The organism is Effusibacillus consociatus (assembly GCF_042652925.1).
GTDB lineage: Bacteria > Bacillota > Bacilli > Tumebacillales > Effusibacillaceae > Effusibacillus > Effusibacillus consociatus.
In genome coordinates this window covers 38475-58712 of the sequence record NZ_JBHSHC010000033.1, presented here as the reverse complement: position 1 = coordinate 58712, position 20238 = coordinate 38475, and the positions used below count along the sequence as shown (strand labels likewise).

Sequence of the window (20238 nt, the reverse complement as noted above, 5' to 3'; positions counted from 1 at the left end):
TCCCTCCTACTCAGTAAAGTGATTGTAGCCCCTGGCCGTAAGAACAGTCTCGCCGCCTGCCGATCGTTCCATTACAACCCCTGATCCTTCTATAACTCGTCCGATCAAAGTAAAGCGAATGCCGTTCATCTGGCATGCTGTAACAACTGCCGAATAGGCCAAGGGGTGTAAGGTTCCGACCAATTGGTAGTCCTCACCGCCGTACAAAGCCCAGTCGATCGCATTTTGACCGGTGATTCTCGCAAAATTGGTCACTGCCGGAGCGAGCGGGAGCCGATTTTCGTCAATTCGGATTCCCACACCGCTTGCAGCTGCAATCTCGTTCAATTCGCTGGCAAGACCGTCAGATATATCATTACAGGAGGTGCATCCCCCGCTCGTTCGCAAAATCTGTCCCACCTGAACCTGTGGAACCGGCCGTTGATGAAAAGTGATCAATGTCAGCTGTTCATCCGGAGGAAGCAGGCTTTTCTGACTGCTTTCCAGCAACACAAGACCTGCAGCCGATCCTCCGACAGTCCCTGTGACAAAAACAAGATCCCCTGGTTGAGCTCCCGAGCGAAGCAGTGCTTTTCCTTGTGCCGCCTCACCGTTCACTGTTACAGAGATTACAAAGGGGCCGTCCGTTTTTACAATGTCGCCGCCGACCACATGGGCCTGAAATTCCGAACAGATCTCCGCAATTCCTTCATACAACTGTTCCAATGATTCGATCTCATAAGACGGCGGGATGGCCAAAGACACTGCGGCGTGACGGGGAATTCCACCCATTGCCGCAATATCGGAAAAGGAGGCAGCCAATGACTTCCATCCAAGTGACCGGAAATCAATTGTATCCTCCCGAAAGTGGACCCCTTCAACGAGCATATCAGTTGTCATGACTACATAAGACTTCGCATCGTAAGATAAGACAGCCGCGTCATCCCCGATCCCTACGATAACTGTGTCATCCGCAGGGTTCAACTTGTCGCGCAGCCGTTCAATCAATCCAAACTCTCCAACTTCCCGCAGATTCATGCTTGGTCACCCTTTTCGTCCCGTTGCGTTCATTTTCTCATTATACTCCTGCAGGGAAAGCATGGGCAACTTGGCAGAAAAAAGGCTTCGGCCGAAGCGCACCTCGTACCAAAGCCGAACCCGGTTACAGGGTATTTGTGACACTTATTTACTTTGCACTTCGGTTGGCTCTATATGAACATGAACATTGTTGACGTTATATTTTCGTCTCATCCTTTTTTCAATCTCTTCGCTGATCTCATGGCTTTCAACCACGTTTAACCGTGGATCCACCAGAATGACGACATCCACCAACACATTGCTTCCATGGACGCGTGCTTTGATTTCCTTGACTTCTTCGACGCCGGCGACCGGTTCAATTGTATCCCGGAAGTCGTTGAGCCGTTCTTTATCAAATCCATCTGTCAGGTTATGGGCCGCTTCCCAGAAAATATCCCAGCCTGTTTTACAGATCAGAATCCCTACCAGGGACGCTGCCAGCGGATCCAGCCATGCAAGACCGAACTGTGAGCCGATAATTCCAACCGCGGTTCCAATACTTACCCATACATCGGAAAGATTGTCTTTAGCGGAGGCCATAACGGCCTGACTGTTAATAGTGCGGGCCAACTTGCTGTTATACCGATACACGAGATACATCAGAAGTGCACCGAACATAGCTATCCACGCGGCAGACAAATCGGGAGACACCATTTTTTCATCAGATAGAGAACCTACAGCTTGAACCAACACCTGCACCCCAACTGCAACCATGATCAGAGAAGCGATTAGTGAAGCAATCGTCTCAGCCCGGTAATGCCCATAAGGATGATTCTCATCAGGCGGTTTCCGGGCAACTTTGAGCCCGATCAACACCGCCACGGAACCGATAATATCGGTCGCATTGTTCACCCCGTCCGCAATCAAAGCTTGGGAAAAAGTCATAGATCCAATTATGATTTTTACTATCGATAAAGACAGGTAGGCAAATATGCTGACCCAAACTCCTCTTTCCCCCATCTTCATCTGTTCGTAACGCTCCACGATCCTAACCTCCATGAAACATGGTAGGTTTATGTTACAAGATAAAACTCGAGTGGGTCTACAGAAACATTGTTTCCGCGGTCTAGAATTGTAACCCGGAGGAAAATAAGTTGGACAGGAGAAAAAAGAGGCCTTGCTTCATACGCCAGGCCCCTTTTTGCTGCTTATTGGTTAGATTGCTTACCCTACTGCGAAGTCACAATGCCTGTCGGACCCATAGTACCCATCGGACCCATGGCCATATTCGTGATGTTCGCCTGTCCATAGGCGTTGAGCATTGTGTTTGTGGTCATTTCCTGCATGGTCGGCACTTGGTAGTACCCTCTCATATTCATATATTGCCAAACTTCATAGGCTTGTTCCGCACAGTTTATCGCTGACTGTTGAACCATGCGGCGCAATTGCGGATTCGCAAATTCCAGAGCCGCCACCATTCTCGTGCAGGCTGACGCCTTATGGCATCCCAACATTCCGCTTGCCACATCCCGGTCATCCATTTGGTTCATGTTCATATTTGGGGTTTGGGTGGCAGGATTATTGAGTCCGTACTGAGGGTTCATGTTTTGCGGGGTACGATAAGGGATCGCCTGCACCATTCCCTGCTGATTCACCGCTTGCACCAAGTTGTTATACTCCTGCGTCATAAACTGGATCTGTCTGTCGAGCATCTGGCCCAGCTGCGGATCCTTGACATGCGGACGGTACAATTGAAACTGATTGATTCCGTCAATCGCATCCGTTAACACTTCATGAAGTTCCATCACTTCATGGGCTCCAAATCTTGCGGTCATATCCGAATCTCCTCCAACGATAATGTTTTTGGGATTGCCCCCCAAAACATTATGACCACCCTCCAGCTAAATTATTTACCCCGCCTCATTCATTTCTCGGGAAATTTCGATCACTTATGACAGAGCCGTGTGAAAACATAAGCTCCGATAGCAATTTCACAGGTCAGACCTTTCCGGTTAAAGGTTTGACCTATATTTTAAAAGTTAATGTTTTCCGACAGCCGCACTCCATTTGTAAAAACTGGACTTCCATTTTGGAAGTGAATAAAAAAATTCGAATCGAGTCGTTGGGTGTCGGGAATTGCCACCGGGACTCAATCACACAAAAAAAGTTGCCGAAGCCGCGGCATTCTATTGGACACCTGTTACTGGGTTGGACCCAGTTCCGGAGTCTCGGTCTGTTGTGATGATAGGTTCGGTGTGCAGTGATTGACTCCTCCTTGGGAAAATGACTCGTCCTTGAAAAATAGCGGACTTTCAGGTGCTGTTTGTGATATTTTTGCTAGCGTTTTTTGAAATAGCGGTTTTTGAGACTCTTATTGACCCCTTGATCGCCGAAGAGGTATAAAAAGTGCCGAATAAGTACCTGCGAATCCGCTATTTCAAAAATCCAGCCGTCAGATAGTGAAATAACGGATCGAAAATCCGTTATTCTTCAAACGGGGAGGCAGCACCGCAACGTCCAATGAAATCGAGCTTTTAGGCCAAAAAAAGATATACTTTCCATTACGATAAAAAAGCTTAAGACACAAAGTCTCAAGCTTTTTGCTGGATTCCTTTCATCGAAAGACCGACTCTCCCTTTGTTGACGTCAACACTCTTGACGCGAACATCGACGATGTCGCCAACCGAAACCACATCCATCGGGTGGCGGACATATCGGCCGGATAGCTCCGAGATATGGACAAGTCCGTCATTTTTCAAACCGATATCGACGAACGCCCCAAAATCGACCACGTTGCGAACGGTTCCCTTTAAGATCATTCCTTCCGCCAAGTCCTCAATTTTTAGCACATCGGTCCGGAATACCGGCGGTTCAAGCTCCTCCCGCGGATCTCGCCCGGGCTTCCGCAGCGCCTCCATAATGTCCCGCAAGGTGGGAACCCCGACTCCCAGCTGCTCTGCCGTGCTGTTTACATCCACATTTTGCAAAGCTTGCTTAAGTGACTCACGCTGGTGTGGGTCATTTACCGCATCGACTGTGAAACCCAATTTTTGCAATAGAGATTCAGCAGCTTTGTAAGACTCAGGGTGGATCGGTGTGTTATCCAGTGAGTAGCCCCCGTTTGGAATCCGCAAAAAACCGGCCGCCTGCTCAAACGTTTTGGGGCCGAGCCTGGGTACATCCGAAAGCTGTTTGCGGGTCTTGAATTTGCCGTTCTTCTCACGGAACGTCACAATTCCCTTCGCTACAGTGGATGAAAGCCCCGATACATAGGAGAGCAGCGACGGGGAAGCGGTGTTCAAATCCACTCCAACCGAGTTTACCGCCGATTCTACCACATAGGCCAATTGCTCTTCCAGCCGTTTCTGTGATACATCGTGCTGGTATTGTCCGACACCGACCGACTTCGGATCAATCTTCACAAGTTCGGCCAATGGATCCTGCAAACGTCGTGCTATCGAAATCGCGCTGCGCTCCGCCACATCAAGGTTCGGGAATTCTTCACCCGCCAGTTTTGAGGCAGAGTAGACGCTGGCTCCCGCTTCCGAGACAATGACATAGACGATCTCTTGAGGCAGTTCCTTGATCAAATCGGCAATGAACTGTTCGGTTTCGCGAGACGCGGTTCCATTTCCAATTGCTATCACATTGACAGCATGTTTAGTGATTAAAGCGGTGAGGATTTTCTTCGCTTCCTCCACCTTGTTTTGCGGCGGTGTCGGATAAGTTACCGCGATATCCAGCACCTTTCCGGTTTCATCTACGACCGCCACTTTGCATCCGGTACGATACGCGGGGTCTACCCCCATGACCACCTTACCGCGAACAGGCGGCTGCAAAAGCAGCTGCCGAAGATTGCCTGAGAATACGACTATTGCTTGTTCTTCCGCCTTCTCCGTGAGAATCGCCCGAACTTCCCGCTCAACCGCAGGCGCAATGAGCCGTTTGTAAGCATCTTGAATCGCCTCGATCAAATAGGGAGTTGCTTCGGTTTGAGAAACCGCTGCGTCCGGACGGTCATCCTTCTTCGGTAAAGCCCTTTTTTGCAGGAGTGATAAAATATCGTCGACCGGCGCTTTGATCGAGATCTTTAAAATCTCCTCCCTTTCCCCGCGATTCATTGCAAGAATCCGATGCGGCGGAACTTTCCCCAGCGGTTCTTCGTATTCGTAATAGGCTTCATACACTGACTCAACAGAGGGGGCGGCCGCTTTGCTTACAATCGCTCCCTGCTTCAGAGTGAGTTCCCGGACCCGTTTCCGGTTCTCTGCATCATCTGCGACCTCCTCCGCAAATATGTCGAGTGCTCCCTGAAGGGCTTCTTCTGCAGAGGAAACGCCTTTTTCCTCAGATATGTATTGGGCAGCTTGTTCCAGGACATCCCCTCTTCCATCCTGAGTCAGCCATAACGCAAGCGGCTCCAAGCCTTTTTCACGTGCCACCGATGCTCGGGTTTTCCTTTTCGGACGGTATGGCCGGTAGATATCCTCCAGTTCTGTCAGATTCTTTGCCTGTTGAATTGCGGCCTCCAGTTCAGGAGTCATCTTCTCCTGTTCGTCGATTAACCGGAACACTTCTTCCCGGCGCGAATGCAAATTTCGTAAGGCCGTCAATCGCTCCTGAATCGCACGGAGTTGGTTCTCATCCAATTCCCCTGTCATTTCTTTTCGATAACGGGCAATAAACGGAATCGTATTGCCTTCGTCCAATAATGCAATCGTTTTTTCCACTTGTCCCCTGCGGAGTTGAAGTTCTCCGCCGATTACTTGTGCAAAATCAGGTGCTGCTATTGCCATGATACCCCTCCATTCTGCAACTCTCATTTTACCATTCGTTTCTCATCCGTTCGAGTGCTCCAGTGGCGGCCAAACGAAAGCTTGTTCACCCCATGTTTACGGCGCTTTTAAGTGGATTAAAAAAATATACAACCAAGGATGTCCATCCTGTATTTTACAAAACCTTTACAATTCAATTTAAATTAATGTCTATTGACACAATTCGACAATATTTTTCATGATATTTTTTCAAATTGGCTCTTTATTTTTCAATCCACATAAGGTATTATTAGAATATATCAAAATTGCGCATGTTATCGGCGCTGGTTAATGACCAAAAAAAGGAGGGCGAATTCGAATGGATCAAATCTTGTTTGACGAGGTGGAAACAACCCGTACTCGCCACATTGGGTTTATCACAGGAGGAAAGCGGTTCGATTTCACGTTGACCAATTCCGAACACTTTTACGGAAAAACGATTGTCACGTGCCTCCAATCCAATCGAAGCGCACTCTTGGACAGCCACGACATTGAAAACATTGAATATTTAGCGAAATTCTTCAATCTCACCCAGGAAGATGCGCAGTACTTATCCAACTTCCTGAAGCTGCCGCTTACGGACTCACTTCGCCACGATCAGTACTAAAGCGCATACAGGAATCGGTCCCCTGGTGTGATCAGGGGACTTTTTGATTCCATTGCGGGCGTGAAACTAAATCTGTGATTCTATCGTCTTACAGGATAGGAAACACAAAGAGGTGGGGTGTGATCTCAGTGAAAGTCTACGCATACTGCTGGGTGTGTGGTGCAGAACACGAAGTCACAGATGTTGGCCTTCCAAAAAAGGGCGAACGCCATGAGAAAATATGCGATCGCTGCGGCGGTGTAGTGGTGTCATCCTCCGGGAAAGGAATCTTTCGTGTAGATGATGCAAATTGATGAACTTCAAAGGATGAACGATCACCCCTTCTCCTTGTACACGTTGAACTTTCGTTCCGGACGGGGAAAGGGGTTATTTTTGTTGATTTTCCCCCTGCCTGCATACATAAACTCAAATACCTCCGCTTTCGTCGGCAGGGCCGGAATCGCTCCGTGGCGGGTCACCGTAAACGCTCCTACCGCATTGGCGTAACGGATCACTTCCCGAAGCTCCTCTTCAAATCCAATCACCTGATCAAACGATCTGCCTCGCATCCGATCACACATCTGCAGGAGAAAACCTCCCGCAAATGCATCTCCCGCTCCTGTTGTATCCACCGGTTTCACCCGAAAAGAAGGAACCCGTCCGGTCAAATCTGCGGTTTGGTAATACGTTCCTCTCTCTCCCAATGTGATCAGAACCAAACGCGGGCCATATGCCCGTAACGCTTCCGCTCCTTTCATCAGATCGTCCGTCCCGGCCAACAGCTCCATCTCTTCTTCCGATACTTTCAATATATCGCAGAGCGGCAAGGATCGTTGAATCTGTTCCAGCGCCTCTTCTTTGCCGGGCCACAAATGAAGCCGCAGATTCACATCAAACGACACGATTTTCCCAAACTCACGCGCACGCTTGGCCGCCATAAGGGTCGCAAGTCTCGATTCCGGGTGGATTTGAGTCACCGACCCAAAATGAAACACAAGCCCTTCCCGCAGCACTTCCTCATTGATTTCGCATTCCCTCAACAGCATGTCAGCCGACGGGTCGCGATAAAACAGAAAGCTCCTGTCCCCGCTTTCATCCAAGGCTACAAATGCCAACCCGGTTTTTGCTTCCTCGGTCAACACGACACCGCGAGTGTCCACACCTTCACGTTCCAACACTTCTACAAGATAGCGGCCAAACGGATCCAGGCCGATTTTGCCCAGAAAAGCAGCTTTCCCACCCAACCGGGTTACCGCAACCGCCACATTGGCCGGTGCACCTCCCGGCGACTTGCGAAACGATTCCACCTCATCCAAACTCCCTCGCCGATCGGGCACGAAATCAATCAGCATTTCGCCGAGCGAGACTACGTCCATATGGATACTCCTCTCTATGACTCTGTACATACCTCTATTGCAGAAAAATTCCCACCCAAAAAACAGCAAACTTTAGGCATAGATTTCACGGACATGTTGTAGGTTTTACTGATGTCCCACAATACTAAGGGGGAGTTCCAATGCTTCTATCGTTTTGGCAGACATTCTTGACATGGGTGCACCACGCGGGGTATCTTGGCATGGGAGCCGCTCTTCTGCTTGAAGGACTGGGAATCCCCTTTCCCGGGGACGCCGTCATGGCATTCTATGGGTATATGATTTCAAAAGGTGATTTCTCCTATGTACAAGCGCTTCTCTGGTGTACGGCCGGTTGTTGGCTCGGTTCAACGGTTGCCTTCGCGATCGGGAGAACCTACGGAGTCGAATTCCTGAAACGGCATGGACGATACCTCTTACTGAAGCCAAAACACATTTATTTTACGGAAAAATTGTCTCAACGCTACGGCATTTGGGTGCTGGTTATCGGTCGTTTTCTGCCCGGCGTTCGCACGTTATCCAGCTATTTTGCCGGGATTGGCGGCATGTCGTGGCCGACGTTCCTGCTCATGTCTTTGATCGGGTTTGCGTTCTGGTGTGCAGCTTGGCTGGGGATCGGAGTTTTGTTCGGAGAACATGCAGACAACTTACTCTCCCAAATCAACCGAATTCTATTGGTTCTCATGTTGATCCTGGCCTGCGGCCTGATCGCCTGGATCTTCTTTAGACGCCATACAGCAAAGTAATTCTTCACATCAGTCAGGAGGGTTCTCACATGGCAATCAAAAAACTTGAATATTGTATCAGCAATATTCAAAACAACGGCACGAGTGTAGTGTACGATACCATAAAACAGGAGTTCCCCGAAATAAGCCAAAACCGTTGGGCATGCCTCGGCAACTGTTCGGAATGCTTCAAAAAATCGTTTGTGATCATTGACGACAAAGAGATTCTTGCCGAATCCAAACCGGAAGACCTGCTTGAAAAGCTGCGTGAGAAAATGGCAGCTTTGACTTAATTGAAACAGCCACCCAAGGGAGCCTTGCGGTGGCTATTTCAATTCTTCCTCGAAGAATCTGCCGCTATTCAAGTCTAAAAAAACTTCGCCAACCACGCTACAAACAACGCAGCCGGATATAACACGAGAATTGACAGTACCGTTCCGGCGAACCGGCTCAGAGCCAAATAGACCATTGAAGATTTGACAACTTCCATTGGAACTTTTCGTTGAATCCCCTGGTCCATAATAATAGCCCCCCGCGGATCCACAAGAAACAGCAGCAGGAATGCTCCGACCGCGTTGATCGCGGGTGCCAGACCGGTGGCTGTCAAAGCCACTTCAGGATGAAGGGATCCTGCATAATAAGTTGCAATTGAACCAACCGTAAAGAAGGCATACAGAATGGCGTTCATAAAAATCATATCCTTCGGGACACCGGCTAGGCTGATCCCTTTCCACATACTCCATTTCGGCCACCGCCAACACGCGGCCAAATCCCTCAAACCGCTCTTCTTCAAACATAATGACTTAAAAACACCTATAGCGGTTCCTTGTTGTTCCATTCGGGAAATTCCCAACTCATAAAACTTATCCGTAGCCGGCAGAAGCGCAATGCCCGCCGCCGTTCCAACCGCCGCACCCAGTAATACGAACTGAAGCGGGAATAACGGATCAAATCCCTGATTGATCGCCCGTTGGGCAATTCCTGCAATCGCCGGCAAATACAAGGCGGTAGTGGTTCGTGAACCGAAGGTAAGCATGGCAAACAACGAATTTGCGACTGCCAGTTGTTTGGTCCGGACTCCTGCCAACCTCGCAGCATACGACGTTGTATCGAAAAAGTTAGTCAAGGCGATCATCAGGAACACAAACAGCAAGTGCCCTATTCCGATTTGACCGCCTGTAATGCTCTCAAACCATTCCAACCAGTTCACACTCCATAAAAGGGCCTAAAGTGACGTAAATTAACAATGATCCACGAAAACCTGGAATAACTTATAAAAAATCGGGTTCCGCCGCCACATATTCTCGGGATGCCATTGTACCCCCAATACATAACGATGACTCGTGCTTTCCACAGCTTCAATCACTCCGTCATGCGCAGTTGCAGACACTAAAAATCCGGGTGCCGCATCCCTAATCGCTTGATGGTGAAAGCTGTTTACCCGAAGAACATCCACCTGAAGAATCTTTTTCAACTTTGATCCCGGGAGAATTGAGACTTGATGGGAGGCATGCCAGCGCGGAGCACGCTGCGTGTGCTGCACGATTTTGCGTCTCTGTGCAGCCAGATCCTGATACAAGGTTCCTCCGGCAACCGCGTTAAGTACCTGCACACCTCTGCATATGGCAAAAATCGGCTTATCGCGTTTCAGAAATTCTTCCGTTAACTTCCATTCCATCTCATCGCGGACCGGAGACACCTCTCCCAACTGGGGAATCGGCTCTTCGTCAAAGAAAGCAGGGTCCAAATCCACCCCGCCGGTCAGAAGAAGTCCATCCAGTTGATCAGCCAAAGCCAAAAGAGCCTCTTCATCCGTTACCATCGGCAATACCATCGGCAGTCCACCCGCTTCAACGATGGCTGCCGTATAATCATCCCCGACAAAAATCCCTTCCACACCAGAGCGGGTCGTGTGAACAGAACTCGTGACTCCAATTAACTTCCGCATGGGACAGATTCCTCCTATCGCGTCGAAATGCACGCAAACTTTGTTGAAGGTGATTCCATCCTATGCAAGAAGAAGCTAACGGGACACGACTAGGCACTACTCCGTCCAACTGTCCAGATAACGCTTTTGTTCCTCGGAAAGCTCATCGATTTGAATACCCCATGTTTTGAGACGAAGCTGCGCAACATACTGGTCGAGTTCATTCGGGACCGAGTATACCTTCGGCTGCAGATCTGCCCGATTCTCAACGACGTGGCGCAAAGCAAGCGCCTGCAGAGCGAAAGTCATATCCATAACTTCTGCCGGATGCCCGTCACCGGCGGCCAGATTCACAAGCCGGCCTTCGGCCAGCAGATAAACTTTCCTGCCATCGGCAAACGTGAACTCTTCAATGTTGTTGCGGACCTTGCGCACCGTTTTGGCCATCCCGCCCAAATCCGCTTTGTTGATTTCCACATCGAAGTGTCCGGCATTACAGAGAACGGCACCGTCTTTCATAACATAAAAATGCTCAGCCGTAATACAATCTTTGTTGCCCGTCACAGTTATGAAGAAGTCGCCCACGCGAGCCGCATCGATCATTGGCATGACTTCGAATCCATCCATAACAGCTTCAACCGCTTTAATCGGATCAACTTCTGTAACAATCACTTTTGCTCCAAGACCTTTCGCGCGCATCGCCACCCCTTTTCCGCACCAGCCATAACCGACAACTACCGCCGTTTTTCCCGAAACAACGAGGTTCGTCGTGCGCATAACGCCATCCCAAACCGACTGGCCCGTACCGTAACGATTATCAAACAAATACTTGCAATACGCATCATTCACAGCCATCATCGGAAACTGAAGTTTTCCCTCTTTCTCCATTGCCCGCAGGCGGAGTATGCCGGTAGTTGTCTCCTCACAGCCACCGATAATTGTTTTCGCCTGTTCCAACCGTTCTCCGTGCAGGGTAGACACCAGATCTCCGCCATCGTCAATGATTGCGTCGGGACGGAAATCAAGGGCAAGATCAATATGTCGTTTGTACTCCTCCATGCTTGCGCCATACCAGGCATACCCGTAGATCCCGCTATCGACGAGAGCTGCAACCACATCGTCCTGTGTTGACAATGGGTTGGACGCTACAACGGCAACATCTGCCCCTCCCGCCTGGACCACCTTTGCCAAATAAGCGGTTTTCGCTTCCAGGTGCAGGCAGATGGTAATCTTCTTCCCTTTAAATGGCTTCTCTTTTTCAAACTGATCCTTGATGCTGTTCAATAAAGGCATATGGGCAGCAACCCATTCAATTTTCAGTTGGCCCTGAGGCGCCAGTTTCAGATCGCGAATTTGTGAGTCAGCGGCTGCAGTGGACACTCTATATCACCAATCCCTTTTTTCGCAAGATAATCGATCTTCGACTCCGTATCCATCTTATCATAAGTACAAGCCGTTCGTGAGAACCAAAAAAGGTTCCACGAACGGCTTACAGTTCACATCCATTACCGGTTATGCAGTTTATCGAGCTGTTCAAGGAACAGTGGATTCAGAACCTTGATGTAAGTCCCTTTCATACCAAGCGAACGGGATTCAATAACACCGGCCGATTCGAGCTTGCGGATCGCATTCACAATTACCGAACGGGTGATTCCCACACGGTCGGCTACCTTACTTGCAACCAGCAGCCCTTCGCTTCCTTCAAGCTCTTGGAAGATATGATGGATCGCTTCCTGCTCCGAGAAGGATAAGGATTCGAGAGCCATTGCCACAACCGTACGGTTACGGGCCTGGAGTTGAATCTCTTCTTGCTGCGCCCGCATTATCTCAATTCCGACCACCGTTGCACCGTATTCGGCAAGGATCAGGTCATCATTTGTAAACTGCTTGTTCAAACGGGCAAGCAGCAATGTACCCAATCGTTGTCCGCCTGCACGGATCGGTACAATCGTGATGTTTTTCTTCTTGAATACTTCGTTCTCTTCCTTCGAGAACACGTAAAGCGCTTCTTTATCCTCAACGTTCTTGGCAGTCTCCTCAAACTTTAACAAGGATTCGTTGAAGTCGCCCGGGAACCGTTTCTCCACGTTCATGATCTGATTCCATTCGAGTGTCAATTCGTATTCAGCAAGACCGTAACCGAGAATCTTGCCGTTTCTCTCAACGATATATACGTTTGCATTCACCATATCGCTGAGTAATTTTGCCAATTCTTTAAAATCTACACCTTGTAAGGCCGATTTTTGTAAAAGCCGATTAAATTCTTGGATTTTCTCCAAAAGAGGCAATTCAGGTCACCTGCTTTTCTTAATTTTAAAGTTTTGGACAACCATATATAAAGTATTCCAAAAAGAAAAAAACTTCAAGCGCTTTTCTCGGAATCTTCAAAAATTCACAAAATGTTTAAAAAGAACGAGAAAATTATACACTTCCGACATGATTCGTCAACAATCGATACAATTCTATCCTAAGCCGGCTTTTCCTAAAATTCAAGAATTAATGATCGCCGTAGTTGCTTTTCTTCGGATTTGTAATTTTCCAGCCTTCCTTCGGGTACAGAAGGTACTTCACTTCTACACCGTCAAGCCAATCCAACTGTTTTCTGTCTAACAGAACCTCAATTCCGCCGACATCCACCACTTCATCGTTTGCTGTTTTTTTCGAAAGGGTAATCCCGTAATGCGCATGATCCCCGTGTACATGATCGACCATCAGGCGAACCATTTGGCCGGCTGCTTCCGGCCCGTTCAAAACTTCCTGCATCTTGCGAATCGCCAATTTATTAAATGTTACTTCCGCCATCGTATTTAACCACCTTTGCTATTCGTTCAAACTATATAAAATATTATTATAGACATTTTTTATGTTACCTACAACTCTTTTTTAACAGCTTAGAAAGCTTCCTCAAAAAATCGCCCCTTCTTCTTCTTTGAAGGTGCTTCGAAAGAAGCTTTATTTAAATTGGCTCTTCGGATTATCGGGTGGAATTTGATTCATACATTTGATTTGTATTGTAGAGGTTAAATCGGAATATCAGGTGGATTAAAGAAACACCATTAAGGGGTAGTACCGGCGTAGCTGTCACCACTCGCAAAGTATATGGAATTAAATGTAAAATTATTGTTTAACGAATATCTAAAAAATCTCACTAAGACTATTGAAATTCGAGAATAAACGCAAAAATGCCTCTGTCGAATCTACAGAGGCGTTATGTTCTACTATTTCTTTTTCCCGCCATCACTTGCAAGTGATGTTCTCCGAATAATTGACTGCGGCCAAAGCATCCACTAAGCTATTTCCATAAGAAAAGGAATCTCCTAAAGAAACGGCTGTTTGGTTTAAAATGTTTCTTACTTGAACATTAGTTAAATTCGGCTTAGCTTGCCATACGAGAGCTGCTACGCCAGTTACATGTGGAACGGCCATAGAGGTTCCACTATAGCTCGCATACCCTCCCAAAACTGTACTTTGAATAGAAACTCCGGGAGCCATTAATTCTAATTGCCGACCAACACTAGAAAAACTGGTTCGATTGTTTTGTTGATCCACAGCCCCCACAGCAATCACAGAAACGTAAGCCGCAGGGTACGTGATTGTTCCTTTTGAGCTATACCCATTGTTGCCCGCAGAAGCGACAAGAAGAATGCCGGAATTATAAGCTTTATCAACTGCCGCTTTCAAGGTTCGGGAACTAGTAGTTCCTCCCAAGCTCAAATTAAGAACATTCATATGATTTGTAATGGCCCATTCAATGCCTGCAACAACATCGCTGTAGCCACTTCCGTTTCGATCTAGCACTTTGATTGCGTAAAGCTCCGCTTGAGGCGCTACGCCTAAAACACCGACCGTATTGTTTGAGGCGGCTACTGTTCCCGCAACATGTGTACCATGTCCGTTATCATCCTTAAAATCCGTCGTCCCTTGTACGAATGTAGCCCCTCCGATTACTCTAAGATCTTCATGAGTATAATCAATGCCAGTATCTAAAATCCCGACTTTAACCCCGCTACCAGTGATTCCTTGTTGTTGAACGTCTGGTGCTTTAACGTCCGAAACACCCCACGTCACTACTTGACCGCTTGCTTCGACTTTCCCATTTCCTCAATATAGGCAATCTTCGGATTGTTTGTGAGAGATTGGACAGCGGTATCCGATAATTCAACGGAGATCACAGGGATGTACTTATATTGTCGATGAATCTTGCCGCTTTTTGTTTTGATCAGATCAGCATCAGCGAAAGAATGAAATGCAACAAAATACTTTTTAAATGGCTCCAAAGGTTGGTTGCTAGTTGCAAAACTGGTTGAACTGAATATGAGAGAGAGAACCAACATCAAAGAAAAGCATATTCGTTTGATAGTAACCACCCTTTCTATTTTTATTTTTTCCTGGATTTATATAATATAAGACCGATACCTACAACCACAGTTATTACAATCAAAATAGTAATCTGATAAATAGTTGTTCCTAAATCCACTTCCATATAGACCTCTCCCTTAAAAATTGTAACGGGGAAGTCCCCCGTTAATTTTTAATAGTTTGCTTCATCCCAATAGTTATTCCCGCCAACTTTGAGTCTTAGTATAAATGTGGCGGAAGTAACTCCATTGTACCCTACCCATCGCAATGTGGCTTGTGCTGGCCCACTCAAATCTTCCTGTGATTTGTCAAGAGTTAATGTGTCACTGCTAACCGTACCGAACGACCAAATTGAGGCATCATAAACTTTTGAAATATAATCGTTGGAACCATTTAAGATCGTAAAATCAGCTTTGAAACTACCCCCAACATACCAACGTTGTTCACTGACTTTCATGTTTGTATAAACACAATATCCGGTTCCGCAACTTACAGTACCACCGCTTATTGACTGAATTATCGCAGATCCATCCGGGAAGGTATATTTTGTTTCTCGGCTCGTAGGAGTAATATTCACTTCTTTTTTAGCCTGCTCTAATAACTCCGGCTTCATAGAGTCCCATTTTTCGCCGTTTTTTAGCTTGCCAATCAGTTTCTTTTGAGTTGCATCGTCAACTCCTGATTCCTTCATGTTTTGTATTATTCGCTGTTCGTCTTGTGGTGTCAATGGAATTTTGTCAGTGTTTGCAGGTGCAGCAGAACTGATAGATGCTGAAGTAAGTAAGAATGCTCCTGTTAAAAGTACTGAAATAAACTTTTTGATCTTCATACCTTAATTTCTCCTCCTCTTTAAATCACAATCCACTGCAAATCATTTGATAATTCCAGCTATAAAGATTGTTTGTCGGACTCATCCCTCCCTTTCACAAAATCAAATTCTCGTCCATCACTAAAACCCCTTCCAGTTTATAGAAAAAATTTTTCTATTTAATTTTTTCAAGTTTCAAGCTAACATAATTGAACTTTTAATTTATGTTCGTTGATACGACAATACCACCATTTTATGAGCCGAAAACCGCTATTTTCACAGCTATATAGATGTGCTATTCTGTCTCGAGTCAATGACAGAATAATATCCCCATTCCGGATCTGTTAGGAAACTTAATGGAGACCAACTTGATTAACGAAAGAAAAATCTCAAAGTAGTCCCCGAAAGAACATCTTAAAGTAAAAGAACACTGGGAAAATAGAAGATAAAACGATACAATTAAATCGTTATAACAGAATTCGAAGAATTTATAAAAGCGTTTAGATAACAGAAAAAAGCTCCAGGTGAACAACATGAATATACTTAATTTACATAACTTCAATGTCTTACGGATTGACGAAAACGAATATGACTATCAGATTACGGTGGAGGTATTTCTCCACCTTCTTATTGTCCGCATTGCGGCTGCATTCCGAACCTTTATAAGCACAGTAAAAAAGAGCAGTTATTTATGGATCTGCCGATGCATAGAAAGAGGGTTGGCATTCTGGTGCTTCGTCAACGGTACAAATGTCGTGATTGCAACCGTACTTTTTGGGAACTTTTAGCGGACATGGACGAGAAACGAGCGGCCACAAAACGACTAGTAAAACACATAGAGAAAGATTCGCTTCGTAAAACATTTGTAAGCATTTCCGAAGATGTTGGAGTCGATGAAAAGACGATTCGTAATATCTTCCGTGATTACATTAATCGTTTGGAAGAGACTGTTCGTTTCGAAACCCCGAAGTGGCTTGGGCTTGATGAAATCCACATCATCAAGCCAAGATGTGTAATAACCAATATCGAAGAACGAACATTGATTAACTTGCTTCCCAATCGAAACAAAGAGAGTGTTATCAACTACCTATACCATCTTCCAAACAAAGAGAGAATCCAGTATGTCACAATGGATATGTGGCAGCCGTATCGAGATGCTGTAAGAACGGTGTTGCCTAAAGCGACCATCATTATTGACAAATTTCATGTTGTCAGAATGGCAAATCAAGCACTCGAAACGATCCGTAAAGACCTTCGAGCAAATCTTTCTACCAAAGAGAGACGGGGGGATTAATGCACGACCGTTTTATTCTGCTCAAGCGTAAGCGGGAACTCTCAGAGATGGAGCAATTAACTTTGGATGTATGGATAAAGAATCACAAGAGTCTTGGGATCGCATACGAATTAAAGGAATCTTTCTTTGATATTTGGGATTGCAAAACTCGCCAGATTGCTTTCATCAAATATGAAGATTGGAAAACAAAGATTCCAGCCGATCTTGAATATGCATTTGACCCACTCTTAAAAGCAATGCAGGGATGGGAGAAAGAGATATTTTCCTATTTCGACCACCGTATTATAAACGCATATACGGAGTCTCTAAACAACCTGATTAGAGTCATAAACCGTTTGGGAAGGGGTTACTCCTTCGAAGCCCTGAGAGCCAAAATTTAAAATAGGGTAAGACGGGGGATTACTCCCCCGGACTCCCCGTCAAACCGTACGTGCGGATTTCCCGCATACGGCTTTCCTCCGCCAGTTCCCCATCTTCAGGAGTGAGTTGTCTTCATTCGTCGCCGAATTGCAAATTTCTCTCCCGAATTAGGAACTCGTGGTGAGTAAGCTCGTTAGAAATACCATCCCTGCCTCTTCCAATACTTTGTTTGGAATCAGCGAATTTGAAACCGTTGATTTCTTCTTCCGCATGAAGGCTCGTACCCTCATTCGCGTCCACTCATCTAGACGCTGGAATTTCTTTGTTACATTTCCTACTCGATAATAGTTCCCAAATCCTCGTACCACTTCATTTAGCTTCTTCACCATTTCACTAAGATTCATTCCTTGCTGCCTTCTCGTGATTTTACGAATCTTGTCCTTGTATTTCTTCACCTTTGCTTCGGGCAGGACCATATATTCTCTCCAGAAGTCAAATCCAAGGAATCGGAACCCTTCATCGAAGTGCACCACTTTCGTTTTCTCAGGGTGCATCCTAAGTTGAAGTTCTCCTTCCAGTATTAATTTCGCCGCTTGGTGCGCTTTCTCCGCTTCCTCCTTTGTTTTGCAGAGGATTACGGCATCATCTGCGTATCTTACAACTGCGAAGCCTTTTTCTTTCATTCCCCAATCAAAGTGGTTCAGGTAAATGTTAGCGAGCAGTGGAGATATAACTCCGCCCTGTGGTGACCCGATTTCTGTTTCATGGAACTGGCCATCTTCCATGACACCGGCGGTCAGCCATTTGCGAATGAGCATCAGGACTTTCCCGTCTGTGATTCGTTCATGTACCTTCTCCATCAGTAAGTCATGTGGAATTTCATCGAAGAAGGACATGATATCCAGATCGACCACGTATTCATATCCCGCCCGCTTTGCACGTCTTATGGTTGCTAATGCTTGGTGGGCTGAGTATCCTGCACGAAACCCGAAACTATAGGTGTAGAAGTCTTGTTCAAAGATTGGCTCGATGATTCTTCGTACCGCTTGTTGGATGATTCGGTCCCGAATTGCGGGAATCCCAAGCGGTCTCAGTTTGCCATTCTCTTTATCGATGTAATGGCGGAGTACCGGGTCGGGTTCATAGCGGTTCTGCTGTAGTAACCGTTGGATTTCTTTCAGATTCATTCCTAGGTTCTTCTCGAATGTCTCTAATGTTACCCCGTCAACACCGCCGCTTCCGCCGTTTTTCTTGACCTCCAGCCATGCTTCATACAGATTGTCCATTTGGTAAACTTTATCGATAAGGGTGTAATATCTCTTCTTCGGCTTCATGATGATTCACCACCTTACCGCTACTCACCAAGCCGGTCTTGCCCTCGTTACAAAGACCGATTCCTTACTCGTTCCCCCCCAAGGTGACTGCGTTCTAGGTTAGAAAAAAAAACCAATCGCTTCCGTACCTTTGGATGTACTCAGGTCGCCAGTATGCCTTTATCCCCAAGCGTTTTCGCCATCGGCGGGACACACCCATTCGGTCATACCCTTTGGTGTTTAAGGCGCTTACGGTCTCCACTCACTTGGACTCACAGCTTTGACGAAGTACGTTCCCTTTGCCTCTGTCTCCCCTCTTTTGGAGTGGGAGCAGGATACGTGACCCGGCACGCATTCGTCCGAGTTTTCCCCTCCATGCTGTCACCAGCTTTCATTGGCTCAGACTTATTCGCTACTACGGAACGATCTGCCATCTCGCAAACCATCGACTCGGCTTTCCCCTTTGGGTTATACCTCCTCTACCTTGCTGCGTTTGCAGCAAGGAATCTACGAGATTTCCCTCAGTCATCGCACCCTCTGTTCCATCCATCCTGACCCTACTCACGTCGATGAGTCTTGCAGGTCATTTCCCTTTCCTGTTTTCCTGCTAGATACGCCTTCGCGTAGACTTCCCCGATTTCTTGGCGGGTCGTCCAGCATCGCCGCCACCTCTGGTTTACCTATTGTTCCGGGCTGGACTTTGCCTGCAGACCCTTCGGATTCCCCCTCACGAGAGACACCCTGTCAATCCTTCTCCGATGGAGTTAGGACCTCTACTTCGGCTACGGCACTTCAAAGGGTAAAGTTACCGGGTGGATTCGAACCACCTAGATTGTGCGACTGTGAGGCGCACAAGAAAACAGGGGTGGTTTTCCACCCCCGCTGCAAACATTATTGAAGTTCAACCTGACCATTTCCGTCAATCGACATTTTGTATTCTCGGAACACTTTTTCTTCCCCCGTCTGCGTATTGCGCTGAACTACCTGTACCGTGCCGTCCCCGCGCACCTTCGCCAAATACTCATGCCCAAAGGCGGAGAAGAAAGAATGCTGGGCCAATTCGGTATTTTTCAAAGCCTCCCAGTCCATTTTCAGTTTGTCCTTTTGGGCCAGGGCAGCCGCAAACTGCGGATTATTCGCTTTCAACTGATCGATCTGATTTTGAATTCCAATTTGCAATTGCTCTTTCACTTTCGAATCCGCAGCTTCTTTGACCTGGTTAATTTTCTGATCCACCGCGTCAATTCCTGTTGAACAACCTGCCACCGTCATTGTGAGAGCCAGTATGGCCAAGATTCGCTTCATTTCGATTCCTCCTGATCTGCCCATGCTTCCTTGATTCGATCTTTTAACACGTGGACAATCCGCGGGTCAAACCCGATCGGATCTCCAAACCGCATCGTCATTCCGCGATAATCTTCCACTTCTTGTTTCACGATCCGTTCAGCTTTTCGCATCAAAAAGCCGTCCGATAGGAAATAGGGAATCACGGTGAGATCGGTAACCCCTTTTTTTACACAGGAAAGCACTCCTGTCGGAATATCGGGCGGACACAGATCCAAAAATGCGACTTCCACAACCTCGATCCCTTGTCGTTGACGGATCTCCTCTGCGAGTTGGTACATACCGCCGGTTGCGTGTTTCAGAAGAGAACCGTGCCCGACGAGAAGAATGCCATGCACA

18 protein-coding genes and 2 pseudogenes are annotated in these 20238 nt (G+C 46.9%); 5 read left to right on the top strand and 15 right to left on the bottom strand.

What is annotated here, in order from left to right; translation table 11 throughout:
* Nucleotides 1–6 precede the first annotated feature (6 nt).
* The 4 genes from thiL to ACFO8Q_RS05715 form a co-directional block, all read right to left on the bottom strand.
* On the bottom strand, nt 7–1017 hold the full coding sequence (gene thiL, locus ACFO8Q_RS05730; protein WP_380024768.1) for a thiamine-phosphate kinase: 1011 nt from the start codon (nt 1015–1017) through the stop codon (nt 7–9).
* A 144-nt stretch (nt 1018–1161) separates the two neighbouring features.
* The gene (locus tag ACFO8Q_RS05725) at nt 1162–2040 is read right to left on the bottom strand and encodes a cation diffusion facilitator family transporter (RefSeq protein ID WP_380024767.1); all 879 of its coding nucleotides are present in this window, start codon (nt 2038–2040) and stop codon (nt 1162–1164) included.
* A 185-nt stretch (nt 2041–2225) separates the two neighbouring features.
* A complete protein-coding gene (locus ACFO8Q_RS05720; protein ID WP_380024766.1) occupies nt 2226–2831 on the bottom strand; it encodes a spore coat protein in 606 nt (201 codons plus the stop codon).
* A 756-nt stretch (nt 2832–3587) separates the two neighbouring features.
* Complete coding sequence (locus tag ACFO8Q_RS05715; RefSeq protein WP_380024765.1) at nt 3588–5792, bottom strand: Tex family protein; 2205 nt, start codon at nt 5790–5792, stop codon at nt 3588–3590.
* 337 nt (nt 5793–6129) lie between these two features.
* On the opposite strand from ACFO8Q_RS05715, the gene ACFO8Q_RS05710 reads away from it, so the two are divergent.
* Both ACFO8Q_RS05710 and ACFO8Q_RS05705 read left to right on the top strand, forming a co-directional pair.
* The gene (locus ACFO8Q_RS05710; protein WP_380024764.1) at nt 6130–6417 is read left to right on the top strand and encodes a DUF3055 domain-containing protein; all 288 of its coding nucleotides are present in this window, start codon (nt 6130–6132) and stop codon (nt 6415–6417) included.
* Nucleotides 6418–6536: 119 nt separating this feature from the next.
* A complete protein-coding gene (locus ACFO8Q_RS05705; RefSeq protein ID WP_380024763.1) occupies nt 6537–6710 on the top strand; it encodes a hypothetical protein in 174 nt (57 codons plus the stop codon).
* 21 nt (nt 6711–6731) lie between these two features.
* Here the strand turns inward: ACFO8Q_RS05705 and ACFO8Q_RS05700 are convergent, their stop codons facing one another.
* On the bottom strand, nt 6732–7772 hold the full coding sequence (locus tag ACFO8Q_RS05700) for a PfkB family carbohydrate kinase (RefSeq protein ID WP_380024762.1): 1041 nt from the start codon (nt 7770–7772) through the stop codon (nt 6732–6734).
* Nucleotides 7773–7912: 140 nt separating this feature from the next.
* Between ACFO8Q_RS05700 and ACFO8Q_RS05695 the strand changes: the two genes are divergently transcribed.
* Nucleotides 7913–8515, top strand: a complete 603-nt coding sequence (locus tag ACFO8Q_RS05695; protein ID WP_380024761.1) for a DedA family protein — start codon at nt 7913–7915, stop codon at nt 8513–8515.
* A 29-nt stretch (nt 8516–8544) separates the two neighbouring features.
* Complete coding sequence (locus ACFO8Q_RS05690; RefSeq protein WP_380024760.1) at nt 8545–8787, top strand: DUF1450 domain-containing protein; 243 nt, start codon at nt 8545–8547, stop codon at nt 8785–8787.
* A gap of 74 nt (nt 8788–8861) precedes the next feature.
* Here ACFO8Q_RS05690 and ACFO8Q_RS05685 read toward each other — a convergent pair whose 3' ends face one another.
* The 7 genes and pseudogenes from ACFO8Q_RS05685 to ACFO8Q_RS05655 form a co-directional block, all read right to left on the bottom strand.
* Entirely contained in the window at nt 8862–9695 is an 834-nt protein-coding gene (locus tag ACFO8Q_RS05685; RefSeq protein ID WP_380024759.1) for a lipid II flippase family protein, read from the bottom strand.
* Nucleotides 9696–9734: 39 nt separating this feature from the next.
* Entirely contained in the window at nt 9735–10442 is a 708-nt protein-coding gene (locus tag ACFO8Q_RS05680) for a gamma-glutamyl-gamma-aminobutyrate hydrolase family protein (protein WP_380024758.1), read from the bottom strand.
* Nucleotides 10443–10538: 96 nt separating this feature from the next.
* Complete coding sequence (locus ACFO8Q_RS05675; protein WP_380024757.1) at nt 10539–11801, bottom strand: adenosylhomocysteinase; 1263 nt, start codon at nt 11799–11801, stop codon at nt 10539–10541.
* Between the two features lie 125 nt (nt 11802–11926).
* On the bottom strand, nt 11927–12709 hold the full coding sequence (codY, locus tag ACFO8Q_RS05670; RefSeq protein WP_380024756.1) for a GTP-sensing pleiotropic transcriptional regulator CodY: 783 nt from the start codon (nt 12707–12709) through the stop codon (nt 11927–11929).
* Nucleotides 12710–12917: 208 nt separating this feature from the next.
* Nucleotides 12918–13223, bottom strand: coding sequence for an iron-sulfur cluster assembly accessory protein (locus tag ACFO8Q_RS05665; RefSeq protein WP_380024755.1), 306 nt, complete (start codon nt 13221–13223; stop codon nt 12918–12920).
* Between the two features lie 435 nt (nt 13224–13658).
* Nucleotides 13659–14755 (bottom strand): annotated as a pseudogene (locus ACFO8Q_RS05660) (S8 family peptidase).
* A gap of 197 nt (nt 14756–14952) precedes the next feature.
* Nucleotides 14953–15609, bottom strand: coding sequence for a hypothetical protein (locus tag ACFO8Q_RS05655; RefSeq protein ID WP_380024754.1), 657 nt, complete (start codon nt 15607–15609; stop codon nt 14953–14955).
* 512 nt (nt 15610–16121) lie between these two features.
* Here ACFO8Q_RS05655 and ACFO8Q_RS23915 point away from each other — a divergent pair.
* A pseudogene (locus ACFO8Q_RS23915) lies at nt 16122–17259 on the top strand (ISL3 family transposase); the annotation flags it as partial.
* 150 nt (nt 17260–17409) lie between these two features.
* Here the strand turns inward: ACFO8Q_RS23915 and ltrA are convergent.
* The 3 genes from ltrA to ACFO8Q_RS05630 form a co-directional block, all read right to left on the bottom strand.
* Nucleotides 17410–18576 (bottom strand): group II intron reverse transcriptase/maturase, encoded by a 1167-nt coding sequence (gene ltrA / locus ACFO8Q_RS05640; protein ID WP_380024752.1) that lies wholly within the window; start codon nt 18574–18576, stop codon nt 17410–17412.
* An 870-nt stretch (nt 18577–19446) separates the two neighbouring features.
* Nucleotides 19447–19860 (bottom strand): hypothetical protein, encoded by a 414-nt coding sequence (locus tag ACFO8Q_RS05635; RefSeq protein WP_380024751.1) that lies wholly within the window; start codon nt 19858–19860, stop codon nt 19447–19449.
* Complete coding sequence (locus tag ACFO8Q_RS05630) at nt 19857–20237, bottom strand: sirohydrochlorin chelatase (RefSeq protein ID WP_380024750.1); 381 nt, start codon at nt 20235–20237, stop codon at nt 19857–19859. The genes ACFO8Q_RS05635 and ACFO8Q_RS05630 overlap by 4 nt, the downstream gene beginning before the upstream one ends.
* Nucleotide 20238 lies beyond the last annotated feature (1 nt).